Source organism: Bradyrhizobium sp. USDA 4541 (genome assembly GCF_024171085.1).
GTDB lineage: Bacteria > Pseudomonadota > Alphaproteobacteria > Rhizobiales > Xanthobacteraceae > Bradyrhizobium > Bradyrhizobium australafricanum.
In genome coordinates this window covers 368,976-392,694 of the sequence record NZ_JALJZF010000001.1, presented here as the reverse complement: position 1 = coordinate 392,694, position 23,719 = coordinate 368,976, and the positions used below count along the sequence as shown (strand labels likewise).

The 23,719-nt window shown below is 65.1% G+C and carries 20 protein-coding genes; 15 read left to right on the top strand and 5 right to left on the bottom strand.

The genetic code is table 11. The annotated features are described in order from the left end of the window. Positions 1-76: 76 nt before the first annotated feature. Both J2R80_RS01875 and J2R80_RS01870 read right to left on the bottom strand, forming a co-directional pair. A complete protein-coding gene (locus tag J2R80_RS01875; RefSeq protein ID WP_076824930.1) occupies positions 77-2,239 on the bottom strand; it encodes a malate synthase G in 2,163 nt (720 codons plus the stop codon). 206 nt (positions 2,240-2,445) lie between these two features. Further along, the gene (locus J2R80_RS01870) at positions 2,446-3,693 is read right to left on the bottom strand and encodes an MFS transporter (protein ID WP_253637912.1); all 1,248 of its coding nucleotides are present in this window, start codon (positions 3,691-3,693) and stop codon (positions 2,446-2,448) included. A gap of 79 nt (positions 3,694-3,772) precedes the next feature. Between J2R80_RS01870 and J2R80_RS01865 the strand changes: the two genes are divergently transcribed. Beyond that, positions 3,773-4,771 (top strand): AraC family transcriptional regulator, encoded by a 999-nt coding sequence (locus tag J2R80_RS01865; RefSeq protein WP_141342751.1) that lies wholly within the window; start codon positions 3,773-3,775, stop codon positions 4,769-4,771. Positions 4,772-4,901: 130 nt separating this feature from the next. Here the strand turns inward: J2R80_RS01865 and cysC are convergent, their stop codons facing one another. Further along, positions 4,902-6,821: an adenylyl-sulfate kinase gene (gene cysC / locus J2R80_RS01860; protein ID WP_076824933.1), complete on the bottom strand. Its 1,920-nt coding sequence runs from the start codon at positions 6,819-6,821 to the stop codon at positions 4,902-4,904. A 41-nt stretch (positions 6,822-6,862) separates the two neighbouring features. Beyond that, entirely contained in the window at positions 6,863-7,657 is a 795-nt protein-coding gene (gene cysD / locus J2R80_RS01855) for a sulfate adenylyltransferase subunit CysD (protein ID WP_076824965.1), read from the bottom strand. Positions 7,658-7,904: 247 nt separating this feature from the next. Between cysD and cysG the strand changes: the two genes are divergently transcribed. From cysG to J2R80_RS01785, 14 genes are all read left to right on the top strand, one after another. Beyond that, on the top strand, positions 7,905-9,356 hold the full coding sequence (cysG, locus tag J2R80_RS01850) for a siroheme synthase CysG (RefSeq protein WP_076824936.1): 1,452 nt from the start codon (positions 7,905-7,907) through the stop codon (positions 9,354-9,356). Further along, entirely contained in the window at positions 9,353-9,670 is a 318-nt protein-coding gene (locus tag J2R80_RS01845) for a DUF2849 domain-containing protein (protein ID WP_028334721.1), read from the top strand. The genes cysG and J2R80_RS01845 overlap by 4 nt, the downstream gene beginning before the upstream one ends. Positions 9,671-9,682: 12 nt before the next feature. After that, on the top strand, positions 9,683-11,338 hold the full coding sequence (locus J2R80_RS01840) for a nitrite/sulfite reductase (protein WP_057016151.1): 1,656 nt from the start codon (positions 9,683-9,685) through the stop codon (positions 11,336-11,338). After that, positions 11,325-11,840, top strand: coding sequence for a DUF934 domain-containing protein (locus J2R80_RS01835; protein WP_076824938.1), 516 nt, complete (start codon positions 11,325-11,327; stop codon positions 11,838-11,840). Before J2R80_RS01840 ends, J2R80_RS01835 begins: the two co-directional genes overlap by 14 nt. Beyond that, positions 11,837-12,565, top strand: coding sequence for a phosphoadenylyl-sulfate reductase (locus tag J2R80_RS01830; RefSeq protein ID WP_057016152.1), 729 nt, complete (start codon positions 11,837-11,839; stop codon positions 12,563-12,565). The genes J2R80_RS01835 and J2R80_RS01830 overlap by 4 nt, the downstream gene beginning before the upstream one ends. A gap of 204 nt (positions 12,566-12,769) precedes the next feature. Further along, positions 12,770-13,759 (top strand): sulfate ABC transporter substrate-binding protein, encoded by a 990-nt coding sequence (locus J2R80_RS01825; RefSeq protein WP_057016182.1) that lies wholly within the window; start codon positions 12,770-12,772, stop codon positions 13,757-13,759. Positions 13,760-13,809: 50 nt separating this feature from the next. Then, positions 13,810-14,616 carry a sulfate ABC transporter permease subunit CysT gene (gene cysT, locus J2R80_RS01820; protein WP_076824967.1) on the top strand — a complete coding sequence of 269 codons (807 nt, stop codon included), beginning with the start codon at positions 13,810-13,812 and terminating at the stop codon, positions 14,614-14,616. Positions 14,617-14,625: 9 nt separating this feature from the next. Further along, entirely contained in the window at positions 14,626-15,588 is a 963-nt protein-coding gene (gene cysW, locus J2R80_RS01815; RefSeq protein WP_371852089.1) for a sulfate ABC transporter permease subunit CysW, read from the top strand. Beyond that, positions 15,578-16,627 (top strand): sulfate/molybdate ABC transporter ATP-binding protein, encoded by a 1,050-nt coding sequence (locus J2R80_RS01810; RefSeq protein ID WP_028342240.1) that lies wholly within the window; start codon positions 15,578-15,580, stop codon positions 16,625-16,627. Before cysW ends, J2R80_RS01810 begins: the two co-directional genes overlap by 11 nt. A 199-nt stretch (positions 16,628-16,826) precedes the next feature. After that, the gene (locus tag J2R80_RS01805) at positions 16,827-17,324 is read left to right on the top strand and encodes a CAP domain-containing protein (RefSeq protein WP_028334729.1); all 498 of its coding nucleotides are present in this window, start codon (positions 16,827-16,829) and stop codon (positions 17,322-17,324) included. Between the two features lie 106 nt (positions 17,325-17,430). Further along, entirely contained in the window at positions 17,431-18,600 is a 1,170-nt protein-coding gene (locus J2R80_RS01800) for a DUF3734 domain-containing protein (protein WP_057016154.1), read from the top strand. 12 nt (positions 18,601-18,612) lie between these two features. Beyond that, positions 18,613-19,401, top strand: a complete 789-nt coding sequence (locus J2R80_RS01795; protein ID WP_057016155.1) for a 3-hydroxybutyrate dehydrogenase — start codon at positions 18,613-18,615, stop codon at positions 19,399-19,401. A gap of 202 nt (positions 19,402-19,603) precedes the next feature. Further along, complete coding sequence (locus J2R80_RS01790; protein WP_083714879.1) at positions 19,604-20,995, top strand: FAD-binding oxidoreductase; 1,392 nt, start codon at positions 19,604-19,606, stop codon at positions 20,993-20,995. Between the two features lie 24 nt (positions 20,996-21,019). Further along, the gene (locus J2R80_RS01785; RefSeq protein WP_076824940.1) at positions 21,020-22,201 is read left to right on the top strand and encodes a CynX/NimT family MFS transporter; all 1,182 of its coding nucleotides are present in this window, start codon (positions 21,020-21,022) and stop codon (positions 22,199-22,201) included. Between the two features lie 82 nt (positions 22,202-22,283). Here J2R80_RS01785 and J2R80_RS01780 read toward each other — a convergent pair whose 3' ends face one another. Further along, the gene (locus tag J2R80_RS01780) at positions 22,284-23,675 is read right to left on the bottom strand and encodes an oligosaccharide flippase family protein (protein ID WP_253588176.1); all 1,392 of its coding nucleotides are present in this window, start codon (positions 23,673-23,675) and stop codon (positions 22,284-22,286) included. Between the last annotated feature and the right edge of the window lie 44 nt (positions 23,676-23,719).

The following is a 23,719-nucleotide window of genomic DNA, read 5'->3' as shown; positions in this document are numbered from 1 at the left end:
GCGTCACTTGCGGCGCCAACAAAAAAGCCCCGGCTTATCGCCGGGGCTTTTGCTTGTCGTTGCGATCGCTTGCAGATCAGCCCGCGGCCTTGGCCTCGCGGCGGCGCGCGGTGAGGATGTATTCGGTATAGCCGTTCGGCTGCGTGCGGCCCTCGAAGATCAGGTCGCAGGCGGCCTTGAAGGCGGTGCCATCGAACGCGGGCGCCATCGGCTTGTAGAGCGAATCGCCGGCGTTCTGCTTGTCGACGACGACGGCCATGCGCTTCAGCGACTCCATCACCTGGTCCCTGGTGATGACGCCCTGATGCAGCCAGTTCGCGAGGTGCTGGCTCGAGATGCGCAGCGTGGCGCGGTCTTCCATCAGGCCGACATCGTGGATGTCGGGCACCTTGGAGCAGCCGACGCCCTGGTCGATCCAGCGCACGACGTAGCCCAGGATGCCCTGGCAGTTGTTGTCGATCTCCTGCTTCACATCGTCGGGCGCCCAGTTCGACTGCGACACCGGAATGGTGAGGATGTCGGAGAGCTTGGCACGCGGCCCACCCTTGGCGAGCTCCTGCTGGCGGGCGATCACATTGACCTGGTGATAGTGCAGCGCGTGCAGCGTGGCCGCGGTCGGCGACGGCACCCAGGCGGTGGTGGCACCGGCCTGCGGATGGCCGATCTTCTGCACCAGCATGTCGGCCATCTTGTCGGGGGCGGCCCACATGCCCTTGCCGATCTGGGCATGGCCGGGCAGGCCGTCGATCAGGCCGTTGTCGACGTTCCAGTCCTCATAGGCCTTGATCCACGGCTGCGCCTTCATGTCGTTCTTGCGGATCATCGGACCCGCTTCCATCGAGGTGTGGATCTCGTCGCCGGTACGGTCGAGGAAGCCGGTGTTGATGAACATGATGCGCTTGGAGGCGCGCTGGATGCAGGCCTTGAGGTTGACCGTGGTGCGGCGCTCCTCGTCCATGATGCCGACCTTCAGCGTGTTCTCCGGCAGGCCGAGCATCTTCTCGACCTCGGCGAACAGGTCGCAGGTCAGCGTCACCTCGTCGGGGCCGTGCATCTTCGGCTTGACGATATAGGCCGAGCCGGTGCGGCTGTTCTTGACCTTGGAATTGCCCTTGAGGTCGTGGATCGCGAGCAGGCCGGCGACCGCGGCATCCAGGATGCCTTCCGGGATTTCCTCACCCTTGGCGTCGAGCACGGCGTCGGTGAACATGTGGTGGCCGACATTGCGCATCAACAGCAGGCTGCGGCCGTGCAGCTTCAGCTCGCTGCCGTCGGGCTTCTTGTAGACGCGGTCGGCATTGAGCGAGCGGGTCAGCGTCTTGCCGCCCTTCTCGAAATCGGCCGACAGCGTGCCATTCATCAGGCCGAGCGTGTTGCGATAGACCAGCACCTTGTCCTCGGCGTCGACGGCAGCGACCGAGTCCTCCATGTCGAGAATGGTGGAGACCGCCGATTCCAGGATCATGTCGGCGACGCCGGCCGGGTCATCCTTGCCGATCGCGTTGTTGCGGTCGATCTTGACCTCGACATGCATGCCGTTGTTGACGAGCAGGATCGCGGAAGGCTGGGCGGCGTCGCCCTGATAGCCGGCGAACTGGGCGGCGTTCTTCAGCGCGGTCGAGTTGCCGCTCTTCAGCTTGACCGAGAGCTTGCCCGCGATCACGGCGTAGGAGGTGACGTCGGTGTGGCTTCCGGTCGCAAGCGGCACGGCGGCGTCGAGGAACGCCTTCGCCTTCGCGATCACCTTGTCGCCGCGGGCCTTGTTGTAGCCACGGCCAGCCTCGCTCGGATCGTGCGGGATCGCGTCGGTGCCGTAGAACGCGTCGTACAGCGAACCCCAGCGCGCGTTGGCGGCGTTCAGCGCGTAGCGGGCGTTGGTGAGCGGCACCACCAGCTGCGGGCCGCAGATCTTGCCGATTTCCTCATCGACATTTGATGTCTCGACCTTGTGGGTCGCGGGCTCGGGCAGCAGGTAGCCGATGTCCTTGAGGAACGCGGTGTAGGCGTTGATGTCGAACGCCTTGCCCCTGTTGGCGCGATGCCAGTCGTCGATCTTGGCCTGCAGCGTGTCGCGGACCGCGAGCAACTCGCGGTTCTTCGGTCCGAGCTTCTGGATGATGGCGGCAAGTCCGGCCCAGAACGCATCCGGGGCGATCCCGGTTTTCGGCGTCGCCTCCTTGGCGATGAAATCGAACAGGACAGGGGCAATCTTCAATCCATGGGCATCGACACGAGTCATGATGGGCTTTCTCAAAGAAATGGGGCGTTTAGGAGCTGTTTTCCAGAGAAATCAGCAAAAAACGCGCCAAAGGGCCGCGTTCACGGCCCTTTTAGCCCTAAAGTCCCGGTTCTGAGAAGGCCCCCTTTCCGGCCCCACGCTGCATCGTCACGCGGGCGGCCACCCTGAATCTTCCAAACGCCGGGGTCCGCTCCCGGAAAGACCCGTCAGGGCGCCCCGGTGCGTACCTTGCTGGCGATCAGCAATGCAGCGAGCACCAGGGGAATTGCGCCCGCTACGAACACAGCGGCTGCGCCCATCAGATCAAGCACCAGCCCGCCGCCGGCCGCGCCCATGGTGATGCCGAGGAAGATCGAGGCCACGGTCAGTCCGGTCCCGCTCTCGGTCTCGTCGGGCACCATGCGGGTGATCCAGGTCGTGGTCGCGACCGGTACGCCGCTGAAGGCAAATCCCCAGAGTGCGACCAGCACCAGAGCTGGAATGACGTCCTTGCCAAAGACCGAGAGCAACAGACCGATCACGCTGATCGCCAGCGGCATCGCGATCAGCGTGAGCTTGAGTTTGCGCTCGGCCATCAGCCCGCTCGCGAACGAGCCGAGGTAGTTGGCGACGCCGAAGGCAAGCAAGGTCGCCGCAACTCCGGCGGCGCCCAGCCCCGTCACGCTCTCAAGGAATGGACGGATATAGCCGAAATAGCCGAAGTGTCCGGTGAAGACCAACGTTGCCGCCAAGATGCCGGCGCCGATCCCCGGCCGTGTCAGGATGTCGATCAGGGTGTCGAGCCCGGCTTCTCCCCTTGGGGCCAAACGCGGCAGAGCGAGTGCCTGGATGACGAATACCGCTGCGCCCAATGCAGTCGCGAGCAGGAACACGGAGCGCCAGCTCGCCACCTCGCCGAGATAGCTGCCGAGCGGAACGGCAATGATCATCGCGGCGGGAATGCCGCTCATCACGATCGACAAGGCCCGGGCAACCAGCGATGGCGGCACCAGCCTGATCGTCGTCGCTGCCGCCATCGCCCAAAACCCGCCGATGGCAAGGCCGAGCACGATCCGCGCGGCCAGGAGGAACGTGATGCTCGGCGCCAGCGCCACCAGCAGATTGGAGATCACCAGGAGAATCGAACAGCTGAGCAGCACCGGCTTTCGATTGAACCTGCGCGTCAGTGTCGGCGTGAACAATGCTCCGACCAGCCCGGCCAGCGAGGTCGCGGTCACGGCCTGACCGGCGAGGCCCGGACTCACACCGAGATCGCGCGCCATCGGCGTCAACAGACCGGACGGCAGGAACTCGGCCGTCAGAAGTGCGGTGACGCCCAGCATCATGGCCGCGACGGCGCCCCAGGCGGGCCTTTCCGGTGAGGCCGGCTTGTCACCAACCTTGAGCGCGGCGTCGCCCGGCATCAGCGCAACGGCATCGGCGTGCGCCAGAGCGGGGTCCACTTCTTGATCCATTGGCCGAACCTTCCATCTATGTTGCACCGCCGCAGACATAGGCTGGAGGTTTTGGACGATCTATGCCATAAACGCTCCAATGTTTGATCATTCGTCCAGATCGTCCGCCGCCGATACGACCGACGCCGCCGTCGATCTGGTGAGCGAGTTGCTGCTCGGCATGCGGCTTGAGGGCGTTCACTACCGTCGGATCGAGACGCGGGCGCCCTTCGGGTTTCGGTTCGAAACGCCGTACGGACGCGCGCAATTCCACTTCGTTGCACATGGCACGGCACTTCTGCGCTACGCTGATGCGACGCTGCTTCCCCTTGGATGCGGTGACGCGATTTTCCTGCCGCGCGGCGGCGCGCATGATCTTGTCTCGGCCCCGGATGAGCCGAGTTGCGACGTCGAGCGTTTCGAGACCGAGACGCTGTGCGGCAATGTCGATGTGACATCGGCCTGCCCTGAAGGATGCCCGCAGGACGAGTCGGTCCTGGTCTTCAGCGCCTGCATGAATTTCGATCTTGGCGGCATGCGCCCGCTGATCGCGCTGATGCCGGAGGTGATGCGGGCCGACACGTTGCTTGCGCGCCAGCCGGAAATCGAACCGATGCTGAAGGCCATGGAGCGGGAGACCTGCACGCCGCGGGCGGGCTCCGTCGGCGTGATGGCGCGGCTCGCCGATGTGCTCGCCGCGTCGATCGTGCGTGGCTGGGTCGAATGCGGCGGCGACAACGCCATGGGCTGGTTCGAGGCCTTGCGTGATCCGCGTCTCGGCCGCGCGATCGGCGCGCTGCACCGCAAGCCCGGCCGCAACTGGACTGTTGCTGAATTGGCGGCGGAGGCGGGCTGCTCGCGTTCGCTGTTCGCCGAGCGCTTCCAGGCCATGACCGGGCAATCGCCGCTGCGCTATCTTGCCGAGCTGCGCATGCGTCTCGCGACACAGTGGATCAAGCATGAACGCCAGCCGATCGATGTGATCGCGCAGCGGCTTGGCTATGCGTCACAGGCGGCGTTCAGCCGCGCGTTCAAGCGTGTTACCGGGCAATCGCCTGGGATGGTACGGCACGGGGCCGCAAGCCGCGCGGCCGAATAGGCCTCAACACCGCCGTCTGCCCCGCTGCAAGCGGGGCATCCGGTACGCCGCGGCCTATCGGCTCAATAATTGCTGTCTCTGGAATACTGGATCGCCTGGACAACAAGCCGCGCGATGACAGCAAGAGAAGCTAAATATTCGCCGCGAGGTCGGTCAGTTCGTCGAACAGGATGCCAGTCGTGGCCAGCATCCGCTCGATCTCGTCGGTGGCATCGCTGACCGAGCGGATCGAGGTGTCGATGGTCAGTTCGTTGCCGGTCGGCGGCTGGTAGTCATTGGTGATGCCGGTGAAAGACGGCAATCCGCCGGAGCGCGCCTTGGCGTAATGGCCCTTCGGATCGCGGGTCTCGCAGACCTCGGCAGGCGTTGCGACATAGATCTCGCGGAATGCGCTGTCGGCGATGCGGCGAGCTGCCGCACGGTCGGCGGTCGATGGCGACACCGCGGCGACGATGGCGATATGGCCGTTGCGCGCCAGATGGGTCGCGACTTCGGCGAGGCGGCGGATGTTTTCGGCGCGGTCCTGCGGCGAGAAGCCGAGATCGCCGTTCAGCCCGGCACGCAGCGTGTCGCCATCGAGCAGGATCGGCGAGCCGCCATTGCCGAACAGGCGCCGTTCCAGCGCCCGCGCCAGGGTCGACTTGCCCGAGCCGGGCAGGCCGGTCAGCCAGACCACTGCGCCGTTGTGGTGGTAGCGCGCCGAGCGCTCGTCCGGCCGCAGCGCGGACTCCACCGGCACGATATCGACCGGCACCGCCGGCCGGCCGGCGTCGACCGACAGCACGAGACCGCCGCCGGCGATACGGCCGTTGACCTCGATCACGAGGCGGCCGGTGCGCGGATTGTCGGTGTAGGGATCGGTTGCAACCGGCTGCGCCAGCGAGATGTCGATCTCGCCGACATGGTTGCGCGCGATCGCGGTGTTCTCTTCGTTGGACAGCGCGCCGGGATCGACCGCCTTCTCGATCGCGACCACGGTGGCGCGGCTTTCCTTGGTGCCGAGCCGGATCAGGATCTGCTCGCCCTTGGTCAGCGGCTTGTCATGCAGCCAGAAGATCCGGGCGCGGATGCGGCGGGTGTCGCGCGGGCTCTGCCCGGAATGTCCGATGATGTCGCCGCGCTCGAGGAACAGCTCGCGGTCGAGCGTGATGCCGACCGAGCGTCCGGCGCCCTGTGGGGCGTTCACCGGCGTCACCGGCCAGCTCTCGACGGTCTTGATCCGCGCGATCTTGCCGGTCGGCATGATCACGATCTCGTCGCCGGCCTTCAGGCTGCCGGACTCGATGCGGCCCGCCACGATGCGGCGGTCGTCGAACTTGTAGATCGCCTGCACCGGCAGCCGCAGCGGCAGCTCGGCCAGCGGGCGTGCCGGCTCGAGCGCATCGAGCGCCTCGACCACGGTCGCGCCCTTGTACCAGTCGATCCGCGGCGTGCGTTCGGCAACGCCGTCGCCGTCGCGCGCCGAGATCGGGATCACGGCTGTGGGGGTCACGCCGAGGCCGATCAGATGCGCGGAAATCTCGTCGCTGATCTCCTTGAAGCGGTCGGCGCTGAACTCGACGCGGTCCATCTTGTTGACCACGACCGCGACCTGCTTCACGCCGAGCAGATGCAGGAGATAGCCGTGCCGCCTGGTCTGGTCGCGCACGCCTTCCAGCGCATCGATGATCAGCACCGCGCCGTCGGCCTGCGAGGCGCCGGTGATCATGTTGCGCAAGAACTCTGCGTGGCCGGGCGCGTCGATCAGCACGACGTCGCGCGAGCGGGTGCGGAAGCGGATCTGGGTGGTGTCGATGGTGATGCCCTGGTCGCGCTCGGTCTGCAGCGCATCGAGCAGGAACGACCACTCGAACGGCATGCCGCGCCGCGCGCTCACCGCCTTCAGCATTTCCAGCTTGCCGTCGGGCAGGCTGCCGGTCTCGTGCAGCAGGCGCCCGACCAGCGTCGACTTGCCGTGATCGACGTGGCCGACGATGACGATGCGCACCTGCGGCCGCGTCGTGCCGTTGGGCGTTGCCGAGATCGAGGCAGTGGGAAGGATCATGTTCATCGGAACGCTCGCACGAAGCTTGGTGTTGCTTGAAGTGTTGATCAGAGATAGCCGGCGACGCGCAGCCGCTCGAACGCATCCTCGGTCTCGTGGTCGAGCGCGCGGCCGGCGCGCTCCGGGACCTTGGTGCCGTCGAGCTCGGTGAGGATCTCGTCTATGTTGGAGGCGGTGGAGGCGACCGGGAAGGTGATGTCGGAATCGCCCAGCGAGCGGTAGCGCTTGCCGTCCTTGGCGAGATAGAGCGGGATGATCGGAATGCCTTCGCGCTTGGTGTAGGCCCAGATGTCGGCCTCGGTCCAATGCAGGATCGGATGGATGCGCAAGTGCGCGCCTTGCGGCGGCGAGGCGTTGAACTGGTCCCAGAACTCCGGCGGCTGGTCGCGGACGTCCCATTCGCCCTCGAGGCCGCGCGGCGAGAACACGCGCTCCTTGGCGCGGGTCGCCTCTTCGTCGCGGCGGATGCCGGCAATCAATCCGTCAAAGCCGAACTTGTTGAGCGCGAGCTTCAGGCCCTCGGTCTTGCGCGCGGCGGAACGTGCGGCCGGCGGCAGGGTCGGGTCGACGCTGTCGATCGGCGGGCAGGGCTCGACGCGCAGGTCGAGATCCCACTCCTTTCCGAAGCGGTCGCGGAACGCATACATCTCCGGAAATTTCTTGCCGGTGTCGACGTGCAATGCCGGGAACGGGACGCGGCCGAAGAACGCCTTGCGCGCCAGCCAGATCATCACGTTGGAATCCTTGCCGAGCGACCACAGCAACGCGAGCTTCTTCAGCCGGGCGAACGCTTCGCGCAGAATGTAGATGCTCTGCGCCTCCAGCTCGTCGAGATGATCCATCGACGGAGGCGCCTGATTGGCGGGAATCCCCGGCACGGAAGATGCATTGCTAAGCGCTGCGGACCGCGTCCTGGCGGCGACGGATTCGTTGTCGAGAAGATGCATCTCTTGGCCTTGGCCTGTGGAGTTGAAAATTCTAAAGTTGCGCTGCAATAGAGAAGAAATAATTTTCTCTTTGCTGGCCTTGATCGAGAGATAAATAGAAAATAATTTCAGTCAACCCCCAAGTTGGGGAAGCGAGTGTCTGATGCGATATCTGCCGGTGTTTCTGGATCTGCAAAGCGGCAAGGTGCTGCTCGTTGGAGCGGGCGACCTCGCGCGCGCCAAGTTGCGGCTGCTCGCAGCCGCCGGCGCCGCGGTGCGCTGGTACGCGACCGACAGCGATCATGACATTGCCGGTCTCGCGGCGGAGGACGCCGCGCGGATCGAGTGCGCCGAAGGCGATCCGCTCACCGCCGACCTCTCCGATGTCATCGCCGTCCTCTGTGCCGGCGCAGGCGAGATCGGTGTTGCGATGTCGGTGCGCGCCAAGGCGATCGGCCTGCCGGTCAACGTGATGGACGACCTCGTGCATTCCACCTTCATCATGCCGGCGATCGTCGATCGCGGCGATGTCGTGGTCGCGGTCGGCACCGGCGGCACGTCGCCGGTGGTCGCGCGCCGCATCCGCGAGAAGATCGAGGCGGTGCTGCCGGCGCGGATCGGCGATCTCGCCGGCTTCATCGGCGGCGTCCGCAAATCGATCCACGCCCGCATCGAGGAGTTTCCGCTGCGTCGCCGCTTCTGGGAGCGCATTGTCGACGGCCCGATTGGCGCGCTGGTGCTGGCCGGCCGCAAGGACGAGGCCGAGCAGGCGCTGAACGCGATCGCCGATCCCGCCGCATTCGCCGGCGCGAGCGCGGAAGGCAAGGCCATCGGTCACGTGACGCTGGTCGGCGCCGGTCCCGGCGATCCGGATCTGCTCACGGTGAAGGCGTTGCGCGCGCTGCAGGATGCCGACGTCGTGTTCTATGACGAATTGGTGTCATCCGAAGTTCTCGACCGCATCCGGCGCGATGCCACGCGGATCCCGGTCGGCCGCCGTGTCGGCAAGCCCGGCATCGGCCAGGACGCCATCAATGCGCTGATGATCGAGGCCGCGCAGTCGGGCCAGCGCGCGGTGCGGCTGAAGGGCGGCGATCCCTTTATCTTTGGCCGCGGCGGCGAGGAAATCGAGGCGCTGCGCGACGCCGGCGTCGCTTACTCCATCATTCCGGGCGTCTCCGCCGGTCTGGGCGCGGCCGCGCAATTCGAAGTGCCGCTGACCTTCAGGCACGAGGCGCTGCGCATCACTTTCCTCACTGCGCACAAGGCGCGCGATGCCGAGGTTGTCGACTGGTCGGTGCTGACAGACAAGAAGATGACCGTCGTCGTCTATATGGGCATGACCGCGGCGCCTTCGATCCGCGAAGGCATGCTTGCCGCGGGCCGCTCGCCGGAGACGCCGGTCGGCGTGTTCGCGCGCGTGACGCGGCCGGATGCCAAGGCCGCGGTCGGCACGCTGGCGCGGCTGCCCGAACTGGTCAAACAGGTCGACGGCGGTCCGGCCATTCTCATCATCGGCGACGTGGTCGCGCATTCCGCGCCGTGGAGCCGGTCCAACGTCACCCAACTCTTCTCCAACCAGATGTTCTCCGAACTGCTGAAAGCTGCCGAATGACCTCTCCGCTTGAACAGAAGAAAATCAGGATCACGGGCCCCTCGGTGGTGACCGCCAACCGCACCTGGGATGGTGCCGTGGTGTACCGGACCGCCAAGCAAGGCTGGTCCACCGAACTGTCCGATTCCGCCGTCGTCAGCACCTCCGACGACGCGCGCGCTCTCTTGGCCGAAGCCACCGCTGACGATGTCGGCGCGGTCGGCCCCTACATCGCGCCGGTCGAGCTCAAGGACGGCGGCAAGCTCAAGCCGGGCAATCTTCGCGAACACATCCGCGCCAAGGGCGTCACGATCGATCTTCAGGTGCCGGCGTAAGGCTCATCCATCATGTATGCATATGACGAACTCGACCGCACGCTGATCAACGAGCGTGTTTCGGAATTCCGCGACCAGGTGAAGCGCCGCCTTTCCGGCGAACTCACCGAGGACGAATTCAAGATCCTGCGCTTGCAGAACGGCGTGTACCTGCAGCTGCACGCCTACATGTTCCGCGTCGCGATCCCCTACGGCACGCTGTCGTCGAAGCAGTTGCGCCGGCTCGCCCATGTCGCGCGCCGCTACGATCGCGGCTACGGCCACTTCACCACGCGGCAGAACATCCAGTTCAACTGGATCAAGCTCGCCGAGCTGCCCGATGCGCTCGCCGATCTCGCCGAAGTCGGCATCCACGCGATGCAGACCTCCGGCAACAACATGCGCAACGTCACCTCGGACCAGTGGGCAGGGGTGGCGCCCGGCGAGATCGAGGATCCGCGGATCTGGTCGGAGATCCTGCGCCAGCACACCACGCTGCATCCGGAATTCTCGTTCCTGCCGCGCAAGTTCAAGATCGCGATCACCGCCTCCGAGCACGACCGCGCCGCGATCAAGATCCACGACATCGGCTTGCGGCTGCACAAGAACGCCGACGGCGAGACCGGTTTCGAGGTGCTGGTCGGCGGCGGCCTCGGCCGCACGCCGTTCATCGCCAAGACCATCAAGCCGTTCGTGCACGGCCGCGACATCCTGAGCTATGTCGAGGCGATCCTGCGCGTCTACAACCAGTACGGCCGCCGCGACAACATCTACAAGGCGCGCATCAAGATCCTGGTGCACGAGCTCGGCATCGAGAAGTTCGCCAAGGAAGTCGAGGAGGAGTGGAAGGCGATGGGCGATGTCGGGCTGACGCTCGATCACGCCGCCATCGAGGAGGTCCGCTCGCGCTTCTCCTATCCGCCTTACGAGAAGCTGCCGCACATGCCGGACGAGCTGAAGCAGGCCGCGCATGATCCGCTGTTCGAGCGCTGGCGCAAGAACTCGGTGGCGCCGCACAAGGTGCAGGGCTATTCGATCGTGACGCTGTCGCTGAAGCCGGTCGGTGGCCCTCCGGGCGACGCCACCGCGGAGCAGATGGACGCAGTCGCCGACCTCGCCGACAAATATTCGTTCGGCGAGATCCGTGTCGGCCACGAGCAGAATCTGGCGCTGCCGCACGTCGCCAAGCGCGACCTGCCGCAGCTGTTCAAGGCGCTCGACCGCCTCGGCCTCGCGACGCCGAACGTCAACCTCGTCACCGACATCATCGCTTGCCCCGGGCTGGATTACTGCTCGCTGGCCAACGCGCGCTCGATCCCGATCGCGCAGGAGCTGACGCGCCGTTTCGCCAACCACGACACCGCCGACCTGATCGGCCGGCTGCACATCAACATCTCCGGCTGCATCAATGCCTGCGGCCATCACCATGTCGGCCACATCGGCATTCTCGGCGTCGAGAAGAACGGCGAGGAATTCTACCAGATCACGATCGGCGGCCGCGCGGACGAGAACGCGCAGTTGGGCACGCTGATCGGCCCGGCCGTTCCCTATGCGGAAGTCGCCGACGTGATCGAAGACATTGTCGAAGCCTATCTCGCGCTGCGCGACCGTCCCGAGGAATTGTTCGTCGATACGGTGAAGCGTTTGGGCGTCGAGCCTATCAGGGAGCGGGTCTATGCCACTCGTTAAGCAGGGAAGAATCACCACCGATCTGTTCGTGCATCTCGCCGACGGCGCCGAGCTGCCGGGCGACGGCGCGGTGCTGGTGAGCGCCGAGCGTTTTCTCGCCGATCCGGAGGCGCTGCTGCGCCGTCCCGGCAAGCTAGGGGTGATCTGGCCGAACAACCGTAACCTCGACGATCTCGTGCCGCATCTCGATCGGCTGGCCTCGGTCGCGCTGGTGTTTCCGACCTTCCGCGACGGCCGCGCCTACAGCCAGGCGCGCCTGCTGCGCGAGCGTTACGGCTATGACGGCGAACTGCGCGCCACCGGCCAGATCCTGCGCGACCAGTTCGTGTTCATGACGCGCGCCGGCTTCGACGCCTTCGAGGTGAAGAAGGACGCCGACGCCGACGCGTTCGCCGCGACTATGAAGCGCTATTCGGTGTTCTACCAGCCGACCGGCGACGGCCGCGTCACCGCACTCAACCGCCGCATGCAGCTGCGTCACTCGGAGAGCGCCGGCCAGTGAGCACGCTCGCACCAGAGCTCGCAGTGGCGCCGGCCGCATTGCCAGCGGCCGATGCGCTCGATCGCGCGCTGCGCACGGCATCACCCGCCGAGGTGATCGCAGCCGCGGTCAAGACGCTCGGCCGCGAGAAGGTGGCGCTGGTGTCGTCGTTCGGCACCGAGTCCGCCGCGCTGCTCAAGGTGATGGCGGACGTCGATCCGGCGATCCCGGTGGTGTTTCTCGATACCGGCTGGCTGTTCGAGGAGACGCTGGCTTATCGTGACACGCTGGTCGAAACGCTCGGCCTCACCGACGTGCGTTCGATCAAGCCCGATGAGGAGGCGCTGTCGCGCCAGGATCCGGACCGCGAATTGTGGTTCACCGATCCCGACGCATGCTGCCGCATCCGCAAGGTCGAGCCGCTGGCGCGTGCGCTGAAGCCGTTCGCCGGCTGGATCAACGGCCGCAAGCGTTTCCAGGGCGGTGCCCGCGCCGACATCCCGGTTGTCGAGGATGACGGCGTCAGGCTGAAATTCAATCCGTTCGCCAACGTCTCGCGCGAGGAGATCGAGGCGATCTACACGCTCGGCAAGCTGCCGCCGCATCCACTTGTCGCATCGGGATATCAGTCGGTCGGGTGTATGCCTTGCAGCAGCCGGTCCGCTGCCGGCGAGGATGCGCGCGACGGCCGCTGGCGCGGCCGGGCCAAGACGGAATGCGGCATCCATACGATGAAGATGTCATAGGGTATGGAGCAGGGCGCTCGATCGCGATGAGCCTTCGTCGCGATTTGGCGACGCGACAAAGCCTTCGCAGTGCGGCAACTTCGTAGCACAAGCGCGCTGCGCCGCCGAAAACAAAGAAAACCGGTTTCGTTGACTTAAGACCACTTCGCCGTGAGTTATGTCTTGCGTGTTCCCTGACATTTCTCAGGTTGAATGGAGAGCGAAATGATCCGTCGTATCCTGCCGCTGGTCGCGGGACTGTTGTGGGCGAGCTCGGCCTTTGCGGCCGACTATTCGCTGCTGAACGTGTCGTATGATCCGACCCGCGAGCTCTATGTCGATTTCAACAAGGCGTTCGCCGCGGCCTATCAGAAGGAAACCAGCAAGAGCGTCGAGATCAAGCAGTCGCATGGCGGCTCCGGCTCGCAGGCGCGCTCGGTGATCGACGGATTGCAGGCCGATGTCGTCACGCTGGCGCTCGCCTATGACATCGATGCGATCGCGGGCAAGGGCCTGATCGCGGCCGACTGGCAGAAGCGGCTGCCGCTCAACGCCTCGCCCTACACCTCGACCATCGTGTTCCTGGTGCGCAAGGGCAATCCCAAAGGCATCAAGGATTGGGACGATTTGATTAAACCCGGCGTCAGCGTCATCACGCCGAACCCGAAGACCTCGGGCGGCGCGCGCTGGAACTATCTCGCCGCCTGGGGCTATGCGCAGAAGAAGTTCGGCTCCGCGGACAAGGCGAAGAAGTTCGTCGCCGATCTCTATCAGAACGTGCCGGTGCTCGACACCGGCGCGCGCGGCTCGACCGTGACTTTCGTCGAGCGCGGCGTCGGCGACGTGCTGCTGGCGTGGGAGAACGAAGCCTTTCTGGCGCTTCGCGAATTCGGCGCGGACAAGTTCGAGATCGTGGCCCCGGCGCAGTCGATCCTGGCCGAGCCGCCGGTCGCCGTGGTCGACAAGGTCGCCGACAAGAAGGGCACCCGCGCCGTCGCCGAGGCCTATCTGAAGTACTGGTACACCAAGGAAGGCCAGGAGATCGCCGCGCGCAACTCGTACCGACCGCGCGATCCCGAGATCGCCAAGGAGTACGAAAAATCCTTCGCCAAGGTTGAACTTTTCACCATCGACGACGTTTTTGGTGGTTGGACCAAGGCCCAGAAGGAGCACTTCGCCGAGGGCGGCATCTTCGATCAGATCTACAAGAACTGATCGGATTATCAGGGGGATATGTGAGCACAGCGGTTGCACGGCGCAGTACCCTGCCGGGGTTCGGTCTCACCATGGGACTGACCCTGACATGGCTGTCCGTTATCATCCTGATTCCGCTGGCCGCGCTGTTCCTCAAGACGTTCGAGCTGAGCCTCGACCAGTTCTGGGGCATCCTCACCAGCCGCCGCACCCTGAACGCCCTGAAGATTTCGTTTGGGCTTTCGTTTGCGGCCGCATGCGTCAACCTGGTGATGGGCACCGTCATCGTCTGGGCGCTGGTGCGTTATCGCTTTCCGGGCCGGCGGCTGTTCGACGCCATCGTCGATGTTCCGTTTGCCTTGCCGACGGCGGTCGCCGGCGTCGCGCTGACGCAGCTGTTCGCCCAGAAGGGCTGGCTCGGCGCGCCGCTCGCCGAGCTCGGCATCAAGGTCGCGTTCACGCCGATCGGCATCTTCATCGCGATGATCTTCATCGGCATTCCGTTCGTGGTGCGCACGGTGCAGCCGGTGCTGATCGATCTCGATCCCGAGATCGAGGAGGCGGCGGCGAGCCTGGGCGCCAATCGCTGGCACACGGTGTTTCGCGTCATCCTGCCGAGTTTGATCCCGGCGCTGCTCACCGGCTTTGCGCTGGCCTTTGCCCGCGCCATCGGTGAATACGGCTCGGTGATCTTCATCGCCGGCAATCTGCCCAATGTCTCCGAGATCGCGCCGCTGTTGATCGTGATCCGGCTGTCCGAATTCCGCTACGCCGATGCCACCGCGATCGCGGTCGTGATGCTGGTGGCCTCGTTCCTGATCATCTTCCTGATCAACCGGCTGCAGCGCTGGGCGCAAGCCCGCATCCCCGTGCATTGAGGTCTTGCGATGTCGATGCAGACGGGATTGGTGACCTCGACCACGCAACTGCGGACCTACGCACCCGCGACCGATGTCAGCGTCGCGGCGCCGGCGCCGCGGCTCGAGATCGCGCGCGCGGAGCCGGGGACGGCGCAGCGCAATCTGCGCACCGAGCCCGGGCCGATCCGCTTCATCATCATCGCGCTCGCGATCGCCTTCCTCAGCGTCTTCGTCGTGCTGCCGCTGGTCGTGGTGTTTGCGTCGGCGTTCTCGAAAGGTGTCGGCGCGTATCTCGCGGCGCTGGCGGAGCCTGAGGCACTCGCCGCCATCAAGCTGACGCTCTTGATCGCCGCGATCTCGGTCACGCTCAACCTCGTGTTCGGGGTGATCGCGGCCTGGGCGATCTCGAAGTTCGAGTTCACCGGCAAGACCTTCCTGATCACGCTGATCGACCTGCCGTTCTCGGTCTCGCCAGTGATTTCGGGCCTGGTCTACGTGCTGCTGTTCGGCGCGCAGGGCTATTTCGGGCCGTGGCTGCAGGCGCATAACGTCCACATCCTGTTCGCGGTGCCCGGCATCGCGCTGGCGACGATCTTCGTCACTTTCCCCTTCGTGGCGCGCGCGCTGATCCCGCTGATGCAGGAGCAGGGCACCCAGGAAGAGGAGGCGGCGATCTCGCTCGGCGCCTCCGGCCTGCAGACCTTCTTCCGCGTCACGCTGCCCAACATCAAATGGGGCCTGCTGTACGGCGTCCTGCTCTGCAACGCGCGCGCGATGGGCGAGTTCGGCGCGGTGTCGGTCGTGTCCGGCCACATCCGCGGCGAGACCAACACGATGCCGCTGCTGGTCGAAATTCTTTACAACGAATACCAGTTCGTCGCCTCGTTCGCGATCGCATCGCTGCTCGCGATGCTGGCGCTGATCACCCTGGTGGCGAAAACCGTTCTCGAACGGCGGCTCGACGAGGCAGAGGTGCCCGATGGCGATTGAAGTCAAGAATATCGTAAAGACGTTCGGCAGCTTTGCCGCGCTCGACAATGTCGACCTCAAGGTCGCCGACGGCGAGTTGCTGGCGCTGCTCGGTCCGTCCGGTTCCGGCAAGACGACGCTGCTGCGCATCATCGCAGGCCTGGACTGGCCTGACTCGGGCGAGGTCGCGATCGACGGCGAGAATGCGCTCTCGCGCGGCGCCAGCGAGCGCCAGGTCGGCTTCGTGTTCCAGCACTACGCGCTATTCCGCCACATGACGGTGTTCGAGAACGTCGCCTTCGGCCTGCGCGTGCAGCCGCGCGCGATCCGCAAGGACGAGGCGACGATCCGCGCCCGCGTCAAGGAGTTGCTCGACCTGGTGCAGCTCGATTGGCTGGCCAACCGCTATCCCAGCCAATTGTCCGGCGGCCAGCGCCAGCGCATCGCGCTGGCGCGCGCGCTTGCGATCGAGCCGCGGATCCTGTTGCTCGACGAGCCGTTCGGCGCGCTCGATGCCAAGGTGCGCAAGGAGCTCAGGCAATGGCTGCGCTCGCTGCACAACGAGATCCACGTCACCTCGATCTTCGTCACCCATGACCAGGAAGAAGCGCTCGAAGTCGCCAACCGCGTCGTGGTGATGGACAAGGGCAAGATCGAGCAGATCGGCTCGCCCGGCGAGGTCTATGACAATCCGGCGACCGCCTTCGTGCATGGCTTCATCGGCGAATCCATCGTGCTGCCGGTCGACGTCGCCGGCGATGCGGTGCGGCTGGACGGCCGTCCCCTGAACATTCCGGCTTTGGGCGCGGCGTCGGGCGCGGCAAAACTGTTCGTCCGCCGCCACGACATGGCGGTCGGCCCGGCCGGAACCGGCGCCCTGGAAGGCGCCATCCGGCACGTCCGCTCGTTCGGTCCGATCCAGCGCGCCGAGGTGGCCCTGTCGGGGAGCGAGGGCAAGACCGTGATCGAGATCGACGCCCCCCGCGACCGCGAGCTCCAGGCCGGCGAAATCGTCTCCCTGCAACCCCGCCGCTACCGGATCTTTGCCGCCCAGGAGTAGGCATCCGGGCGACGGTTCCTGACCACATCCACCGTCATTCCGGGGCGGTCCGTAGGACCGAGCCCGGAATCTCGAGATTCCGGGCTCGCTTCGCGCCCCGGAATGACGGCATTTCGCAGCCAAAAGTTAGCCCCTGTTCACCATTCAGCCACGGTTGGTATGCAACAACGGCGGGCCAATCTTTGGGGGTTTTCTTACAGTGAAACGGACGACGGTCGCCCTGTTCGGGCTTCTGCTGCTTGCCGGCTGCGGCACGGACACCAAAATCCCGGAAGAACCGACCATGTATCTCAACATGGCCCAACCCGGCGCTGTCCTGGATAGCCAGGCGGCCGCGATCATGTTTTCGCAGTATCGCCAGAACAATGGTCTTGGCACCGTGGTGGTCGATCCGGACCTGACCAAGCTCGCCGAGCAGCAATCGCAGGCGATGGCCGCCCGCAACAAGATGGACCACGACGTGAAGGCCCCGCTCGGCAAGCGGCTGCAGGCCGGAGGCTATCCCGCCACCGTCGCGGTCGAGAACATCTCGGCCGGCTATCACACGCTGGCAGAAGCCTTTTCGGGCTGGCGTGATTCACCGCCGCACAAGGCCAATATGCTGAAGAGCGGTGTCACAAAAATGGGCATCGCGGCGGTCTATGCTCCCAACACCAAGTACAAAGTGTTCTGGACGCTCATTTTGGCGGCAACCTGATCTCGATAAATTCCGCGTGATCTAACCCCATAATCTCGCTGATTGACGCCGCGGCGAACTGTCGCCACGGTTGCGGCTCAAGTCGTTTTTGAGCGAACGGTTACGAATGGATACTTCCGACACCGCGCCTGCCTCGACGCCGGCGCAAGCGCAGCGCGTGCTGGTTCTTCAGGGCGGCGGCGCGCTCGGCTCCTATCAGGCCGGCGCCTTTCAGGCCCTCTGTCACGCAGGCTTCGAGCCGGAATGGATCGCCGGCATCTCGATCGGCGCCATCAACGCCGCGATCATCGCCGGCAACGAGCCGGCCGAGCGCGTGCCGCGGCTGAAGGAATTCTGGGAGATGGTATCGGCGCCGGTGCCGTGGAATCCGGTCTCGAAGCATGAACGCGCCCGCTCGCTGTTCAACGAGACCAGCGCCGCCATCATCGCGACCTTCGGCGTGCCCGGCTTCTTCACGCCGCGGATTCCGCCGGCGCCGCTGTGGCCGCCCGGCAGCTCGCAATCGCTGAGCTATTACGACACCGCGCCGCTGAAGAAGACGCTGGAGCGCCTCGTTGATTTCGACCGGATCAACGATCTGAAGACGCGCCTGTCGGTTGGCGCGGTGAGCGTCACCTCGGGCAATTTCCGCTATTTCGACAATTACGAGTTCAGGAAGCTCGGCAAGAAGATAGGCCCCGAGCACATCATGGCCTCGGGCGCGCTGCCGCCGGGCTTTCCGTCCGTCGTCATCGAGGGCGAGCATTATTGGGACGGCGGCATCGCTTCCAACACCCCGCTCGACTTCGTGCTCGACGAGGAGACCAGCCGCGATCTCCTGATCTTCCAGGTCGATCTGTTCAGCGCGCGCGGGCCGTTGCCGGAGACGCTGCTGGAGGCCGCCGAGCGCGAGAAGGACATCCGCTATTCCAGCCGGACGCGGATGAACACCGACAAGAACCGGCAGATCCACAACGCCCGCATGGCGGTACGCGACCTGATCGGCAAGCTGCCCGATTACCTGAAGAACGATCCGTCGGTCGAGCTGCTGCGCAAGGCGTCCAAGGAGAACACCGTCACGGTGGTTCACCTGATCTACAAGAGCAAGAACTACGAGAGCTCCTCGAAGGACTACGACTTCTCCCATGTTGCGATGGTCGAGCACTGGGGCGCGGGCGTCCGCGACGTGCATTTGTCGATGCGTCACAAAGAATGGCTAGAACGGCCGCAGTCCGGGGAGACCATGGTGACTTACGACCTCACGGGGGATGAACCCACACCCCCCGCAAGCAAATAGGAGCGACCGACAATGGGTACGTTGACAGGCAAGACCGCCGTTGTGACCGGCTCGACCAGCGGCATCGGATTGGCGATCGCGCGCGCCTTCGCCGGTGCCGGCGCCAATATCGTTCTCAACGGCATGGGCGTTCCGGCCGATATCGAGAAGGAGCGTTCCGGCATCGAGACCGACTTCAAGGTCAAGGCCGTGCATTCGCCGGCCGACATGACCAAGCCGGCCGAGATCGCCGAGATGGTTGCGCTCGGCGAGAAGACCTTCGGTTCGGTCGATATCCTGGTCAACAATGCCGGCATTCAGTTCGTTGCGCCGATCGAGGAATTCCCGCCGGAGAAGTGGGAAGCGATCATCGCGATCAATCTGTCGTCCGCGTTCTACGGCATCCGCGCCGCGGTGCCCGGCATGAAGAAGCGCGGCTGGGGCCGCATCATCAACACCGCCTCGGCGCACTCGCTGGTCGCTTCGCCGTTCAAGTCGGCCTATGTCTCGGCCAAGCACGGCATCGCCGGCCTCACCAAGACGGTGGCGCTGGAGCTCGCGCAGCACAAGATTACCTGCAACTGCATCAGCCCGGGCTATGTCTGGACCCCGCTGGTCGAGCACCAGATCCCGGAGACCATGAAGGCGCGCAACATGACCAAGGAGCAGGTCATCAAGGACGTGCTGCTCGCCGCGCAGCCGACCAAGGAGTTCGTGACCTCCGATCAGGTTGCGGCGCTTGCGCTGTTCCTGTGCAGCGACGATGCCGCGCAGATCACCGGCTCCAACTACTCGATCGACGGCGGCTGGACCGCGGAGTAATTTTTCCGGCGGGATTTGGCGGCCTCAGAACAAGCCGGCCCTGATTGGATCAGGGCCGGCTTTTGTTTTGGGGCTGCAAGCGTCGCCATCGCCTGGAGCCATCGCTTTTGGCGAAATTTTGCAACTTTTTCCGATCGGATTCAGGACGATTTGGCACGCCGTGGGATGATGGCATGGGCATTCCTGACGAGGAGCAAATCGGATGGAGCAGCGGCAGGCAAATAACGAGGTGATGGGCGAGCCGCATTCCGAGCTTCGGCCCAGCTCCCAGCTACGGCTCAAGGGCCAAGTGGTCCTCGACGGGAGCGCCGGTTACGACGAGGCGCGCAAGGTCTGGAACGGCGCCGTCGACAGGCGGCCGGCCATGATCGCCTACTGCGCGGATACCCGGGATGTGGTCGAGGCTGTGACATTCGCGAGGTCCCGCACGTTCCCGGTGGCCGTTCGCAGCGGAGGCCACAATGTCGCTGGCCTCTCGGTCTGTGACGGCGGCATGGTCATCGACCTGTCCCGGATGAAGCGCATCGATGTCGATCCGGTCCGGCGCACCGCGCGCGCGGAAGCCGGCCTCGATCTCGGCGAATTCGATCGTGCCACGCAGGCGCACGGCCTGGCGACCACCATGGGGGTCAATAGCGATACCGGCATCGCCGGGCTCACGCTTGGCGGCGGCTTCGGCAAGCTCGGGCGAAAATACGGGTTGACCTGCGACAACCTGATTGCCGCCGAAGTGGTGACAGCCGAGGGACGGGTTTTAAGGGCCAGCGCGACCGAACACCCCGACCTGCTCTGGGGCTTGAGAGGAGGCGGCGGCAATTTCGGCATCGTGACTGCGTTCGAATACCAGTTGCATGCGATCGGCACGTCGTTGCCCGTCGCGTCAACGCTTTATCCTTACGATCAGGCGCGCGAGGCCATGCAGTTCTACGATGAATTCGCCCGCAACGCTGCCGATGAGGTCAACGTCGATGCGGCCCTTGTGACGCTGCCGTCGGGCGACCGGTTCTTCAACATCTCCGGTTGTTATGTCGGCTCGCATCATGACGGTGAGCGCGCCCTTTCGCCGATCGTCAAGTTCGGCTCGCCCGTCGAGACGCGCCTCGCAACCGTTCCCTATCTCGAGATTCAGTCAGGCGGCGATGCCCTGTTTCCGCGGGGACGTCGCTATTACTGGAAGGCGCAATTCCTGCGCGAGATCGGTGCCGGCGCGATCGACGCGCTGCTCGACGCCTATGCGAGAGCCCCCAACACCTCGTCCTTGCTGGTTCTCCAGCATGTCGGCGGCGCAATTGCACGGGTTCCGGTATCGAGCTCGCCTTACGCAAACCGCGATGCGGCGTTCGACTGCTTTCCGGTCGCGATCTGGGACGATCCGGCCGGTGACGAAGCGAACATGCGTTGGGCGCGCGAGCTGTGGAGTGCCGTCAGGCCCTATTCGACCGGCGGCGTCTATGCCAACAACCTGGGGGATGAGGGCGAAGACCGCGTGCGCGATGCCTATGGTGAAAATTACGCACGTCTTGTCGCGCTCAAGAACAAATACGATCCGACGAATTTCTTCCGCCTGAACCAGAACATCAAGCCGACGACATAGTTCTGGGCATCGGAGAAAATCCAAATGCGAAGCCGCTGGACCATTCTTGCTGCTCTGTTCGTCGCTCGTGCCACCATCGCCTTTCAGTTTCAGAGCGTCGCGGCCATCGCGCCACAGCTCAGCCAGGGTCTGGGCGCGAGCCTGGCCGATATCGGCGTTCTGATCGGGCTCTACTTTGCGCCGGGCGCCTTGCTTGCCTTGCCTGGCGGCGCGATCGGCCGCCGCTATGGCGACAAGGTGGTGGTCCTTGCCGGTCTCCTGATGATGCTGGCAGGCGAACTGCTGATGACCACGTCGACGTCGTGGAGCGTGCAGATCGCAGGCCGGCTGACTGCCGGCATCGGCGGCGTCCTCCTGAACGTCCTGATGACCAAGATGGTCGCGGACTGGTTTGCCGGCCGGGAAATCGCCACCGCGATGGCCATTTTCATCAACTCATGGCCGGCCGGCATCGCAGTCGCTCTCATGCTGTTGCCGGCAATCGGAGCCACGCTCGGACTCCATGCCGTCAATCTTGCCGTCGCCGGGGTGATCCTGATCGGTCTCGGCCTCATAGCTCTGGTTTATCGCGCGCCGGATGCGGCCGTCGCGGTTGAAGGCGAGCCTAGCAGCCTGACCGCCGACACGATCTGCGCCGTGATTGCCGCTGGGCTGATCTGGTGTCTCTACAACATCGGTTTTGCGATGATCTTCAGTTTCGGTCCATCGATGCTGGTCGAGCAAGGCTGGTCCGGCGCCGCCGCCGGATCAACCATCAGTATCGTGCTCTGGCTCGCCGCCCTTTCGGTGCCGTTGGGCGGCTTCCTCGCCGATCGGACCAGGCGCGGCGAGGTCATCCTGATCACGGGCTGCATCGCCTTCGCGCTTCTGACACTGCTCTTGTCGCGCAGCGGCACGGTGCTTCCCGTCGTCATTGCTCTTGGAATCCTCTGCGGCCTGCCTGCCGGTCCGATCATGAGCCTGCCTGCGCGCGTGCTCGAGCAGAGGACGCGGCCGATCGGAATGGGAATATTCTACACCGTCTTTTACGCCGGCATGCTGGCTGGACCTGCGATCGGAGGAAAGCTCTCCACCGCGGTCGGCTCCGCGAGCGCGGCGCTCGACTTCGGCGCCGCCGTGCTGCTGGCTTGCCCGGCCGTTCTGTGGTTCTTCCGACGCATGGTTGCCGGCCACTCTTGGAAGCAGGCGGACATCAGGCGCGCCTGACCGGCGCAAGGCTGAACGCCGTTAGGCGGGTTTTCCAGTCCGGCGGCGCTCATGCATCGCATGATGCCGCGCCGGCCGAATGCTACGGCGCCGTCCGCCGCTTGCCGAACGCCAGCACGTGCAGCCCGAGGCGCGAGCGCACGACATAGAACAAGAGGATCGTCTCGAAGGTCAGCGACAGCGAGGTCGAGGCGGCGGCGCCCATCCCGCCGTAGCGGGGGACGAGGGCGATGCAGAGCCCGACATTCATCAGGAACGACACCGCATAGGCGGTCGCGCAGATGCTCTGGTGGCCGAGCATGTTCAACAGCCGCTCCACCGGCCCGATCGCCGAGCGGACCACGAGGCCGATCGCGGCGACGAACATGATGCTGTAGCCGTCGACGAATTTCGGGCCGAACAGCCACAGCAGCGGCTTGCCGAACACCAGCAGGGCGACGGTCGCGAGCAGCGAGGGCCAGAACGTCCAGCTGATGGCGTGCGCGACATAGGCCGACAGCCGCTCCTTGTCGCCGAGCGCGTTGTATTCGGCGAAGCGGTGCGCCGTGGTCGCCGCCATCGCGTAGTGCACGAACGACACCAGCGCCAGCGTCTTCACCACGGCGAAATAGATGCCGACCTCCTCGGACGAGCGGAACTGCTGCAGCATCAGCACGTCGGTGTAGCCGAGCAGCAGATAGAAGCTCTCGACCAGCATGATCGGCAGCGAGATCGCGAACCAGCCCTTGACGTCGTAGCTCTTCTCGCCCACCCCGAGATGGGCGGTGAGGCGGCGGTTGAGCACGACCATCTGGCCGATCGCCGCGATGTATACCGCGGCGGCGCTCGCGATCATCGCCGCGGTGGCGCCGAGATTGAGGCCGAGCGCCAGCGCGCCGGCGGTCAGCGCGATGATCAGCCCCTGCCGCACGATGAACTGCGGCATCAGGCCGAGCTGCATCCAGTCATGCGCGCGGGAGATGCCGTCCTGGGTGTTGGCGACGACGAAGGGCGGCAAGGTCAGGCAGCCGATATAGAGCGGCAGCACCGCGTTGGGATCGATCCAGGGCGAGGCGAGGTGGATCACGCCGGCGAGCAGTAGCGCGACGATGCTGGACGTCGCAAGCACCACCCAGCGGCCGCCGGAGAGGAAGCCGCGCAGCGCCGCAAGGTCGCCGCGCGCGCGGTATTCCGGAATGATCTTCTGCGCGGAGGGCGCGATGCCGAAATCCATGGTGCTGCCGAGCAGCAGCACCCAGGTCCAGACATAGACGTAGATGCCGTAATCCGAGCCGCTCATCCAGCGCGCCAGCAGGATCTGCGCGAGATAGGCGATGCCGGCGCTGATGACGCGGATGGCGAAGATCATGCCGGCGAGGCGCTTGGTGACTGACGCCTCGTTGGTGCCGCCGAGCGCGCGCGCTGCGAGGCCGCGCAGGCGTGCGGCCCGGCCCAATGGCGCGGAGGTTGCCGATTGTGTCTCCATCACAGCCAAGGCGGAAAATTCCTAAAGCGCCGCGTGGCGGCAATGGCCTCCGA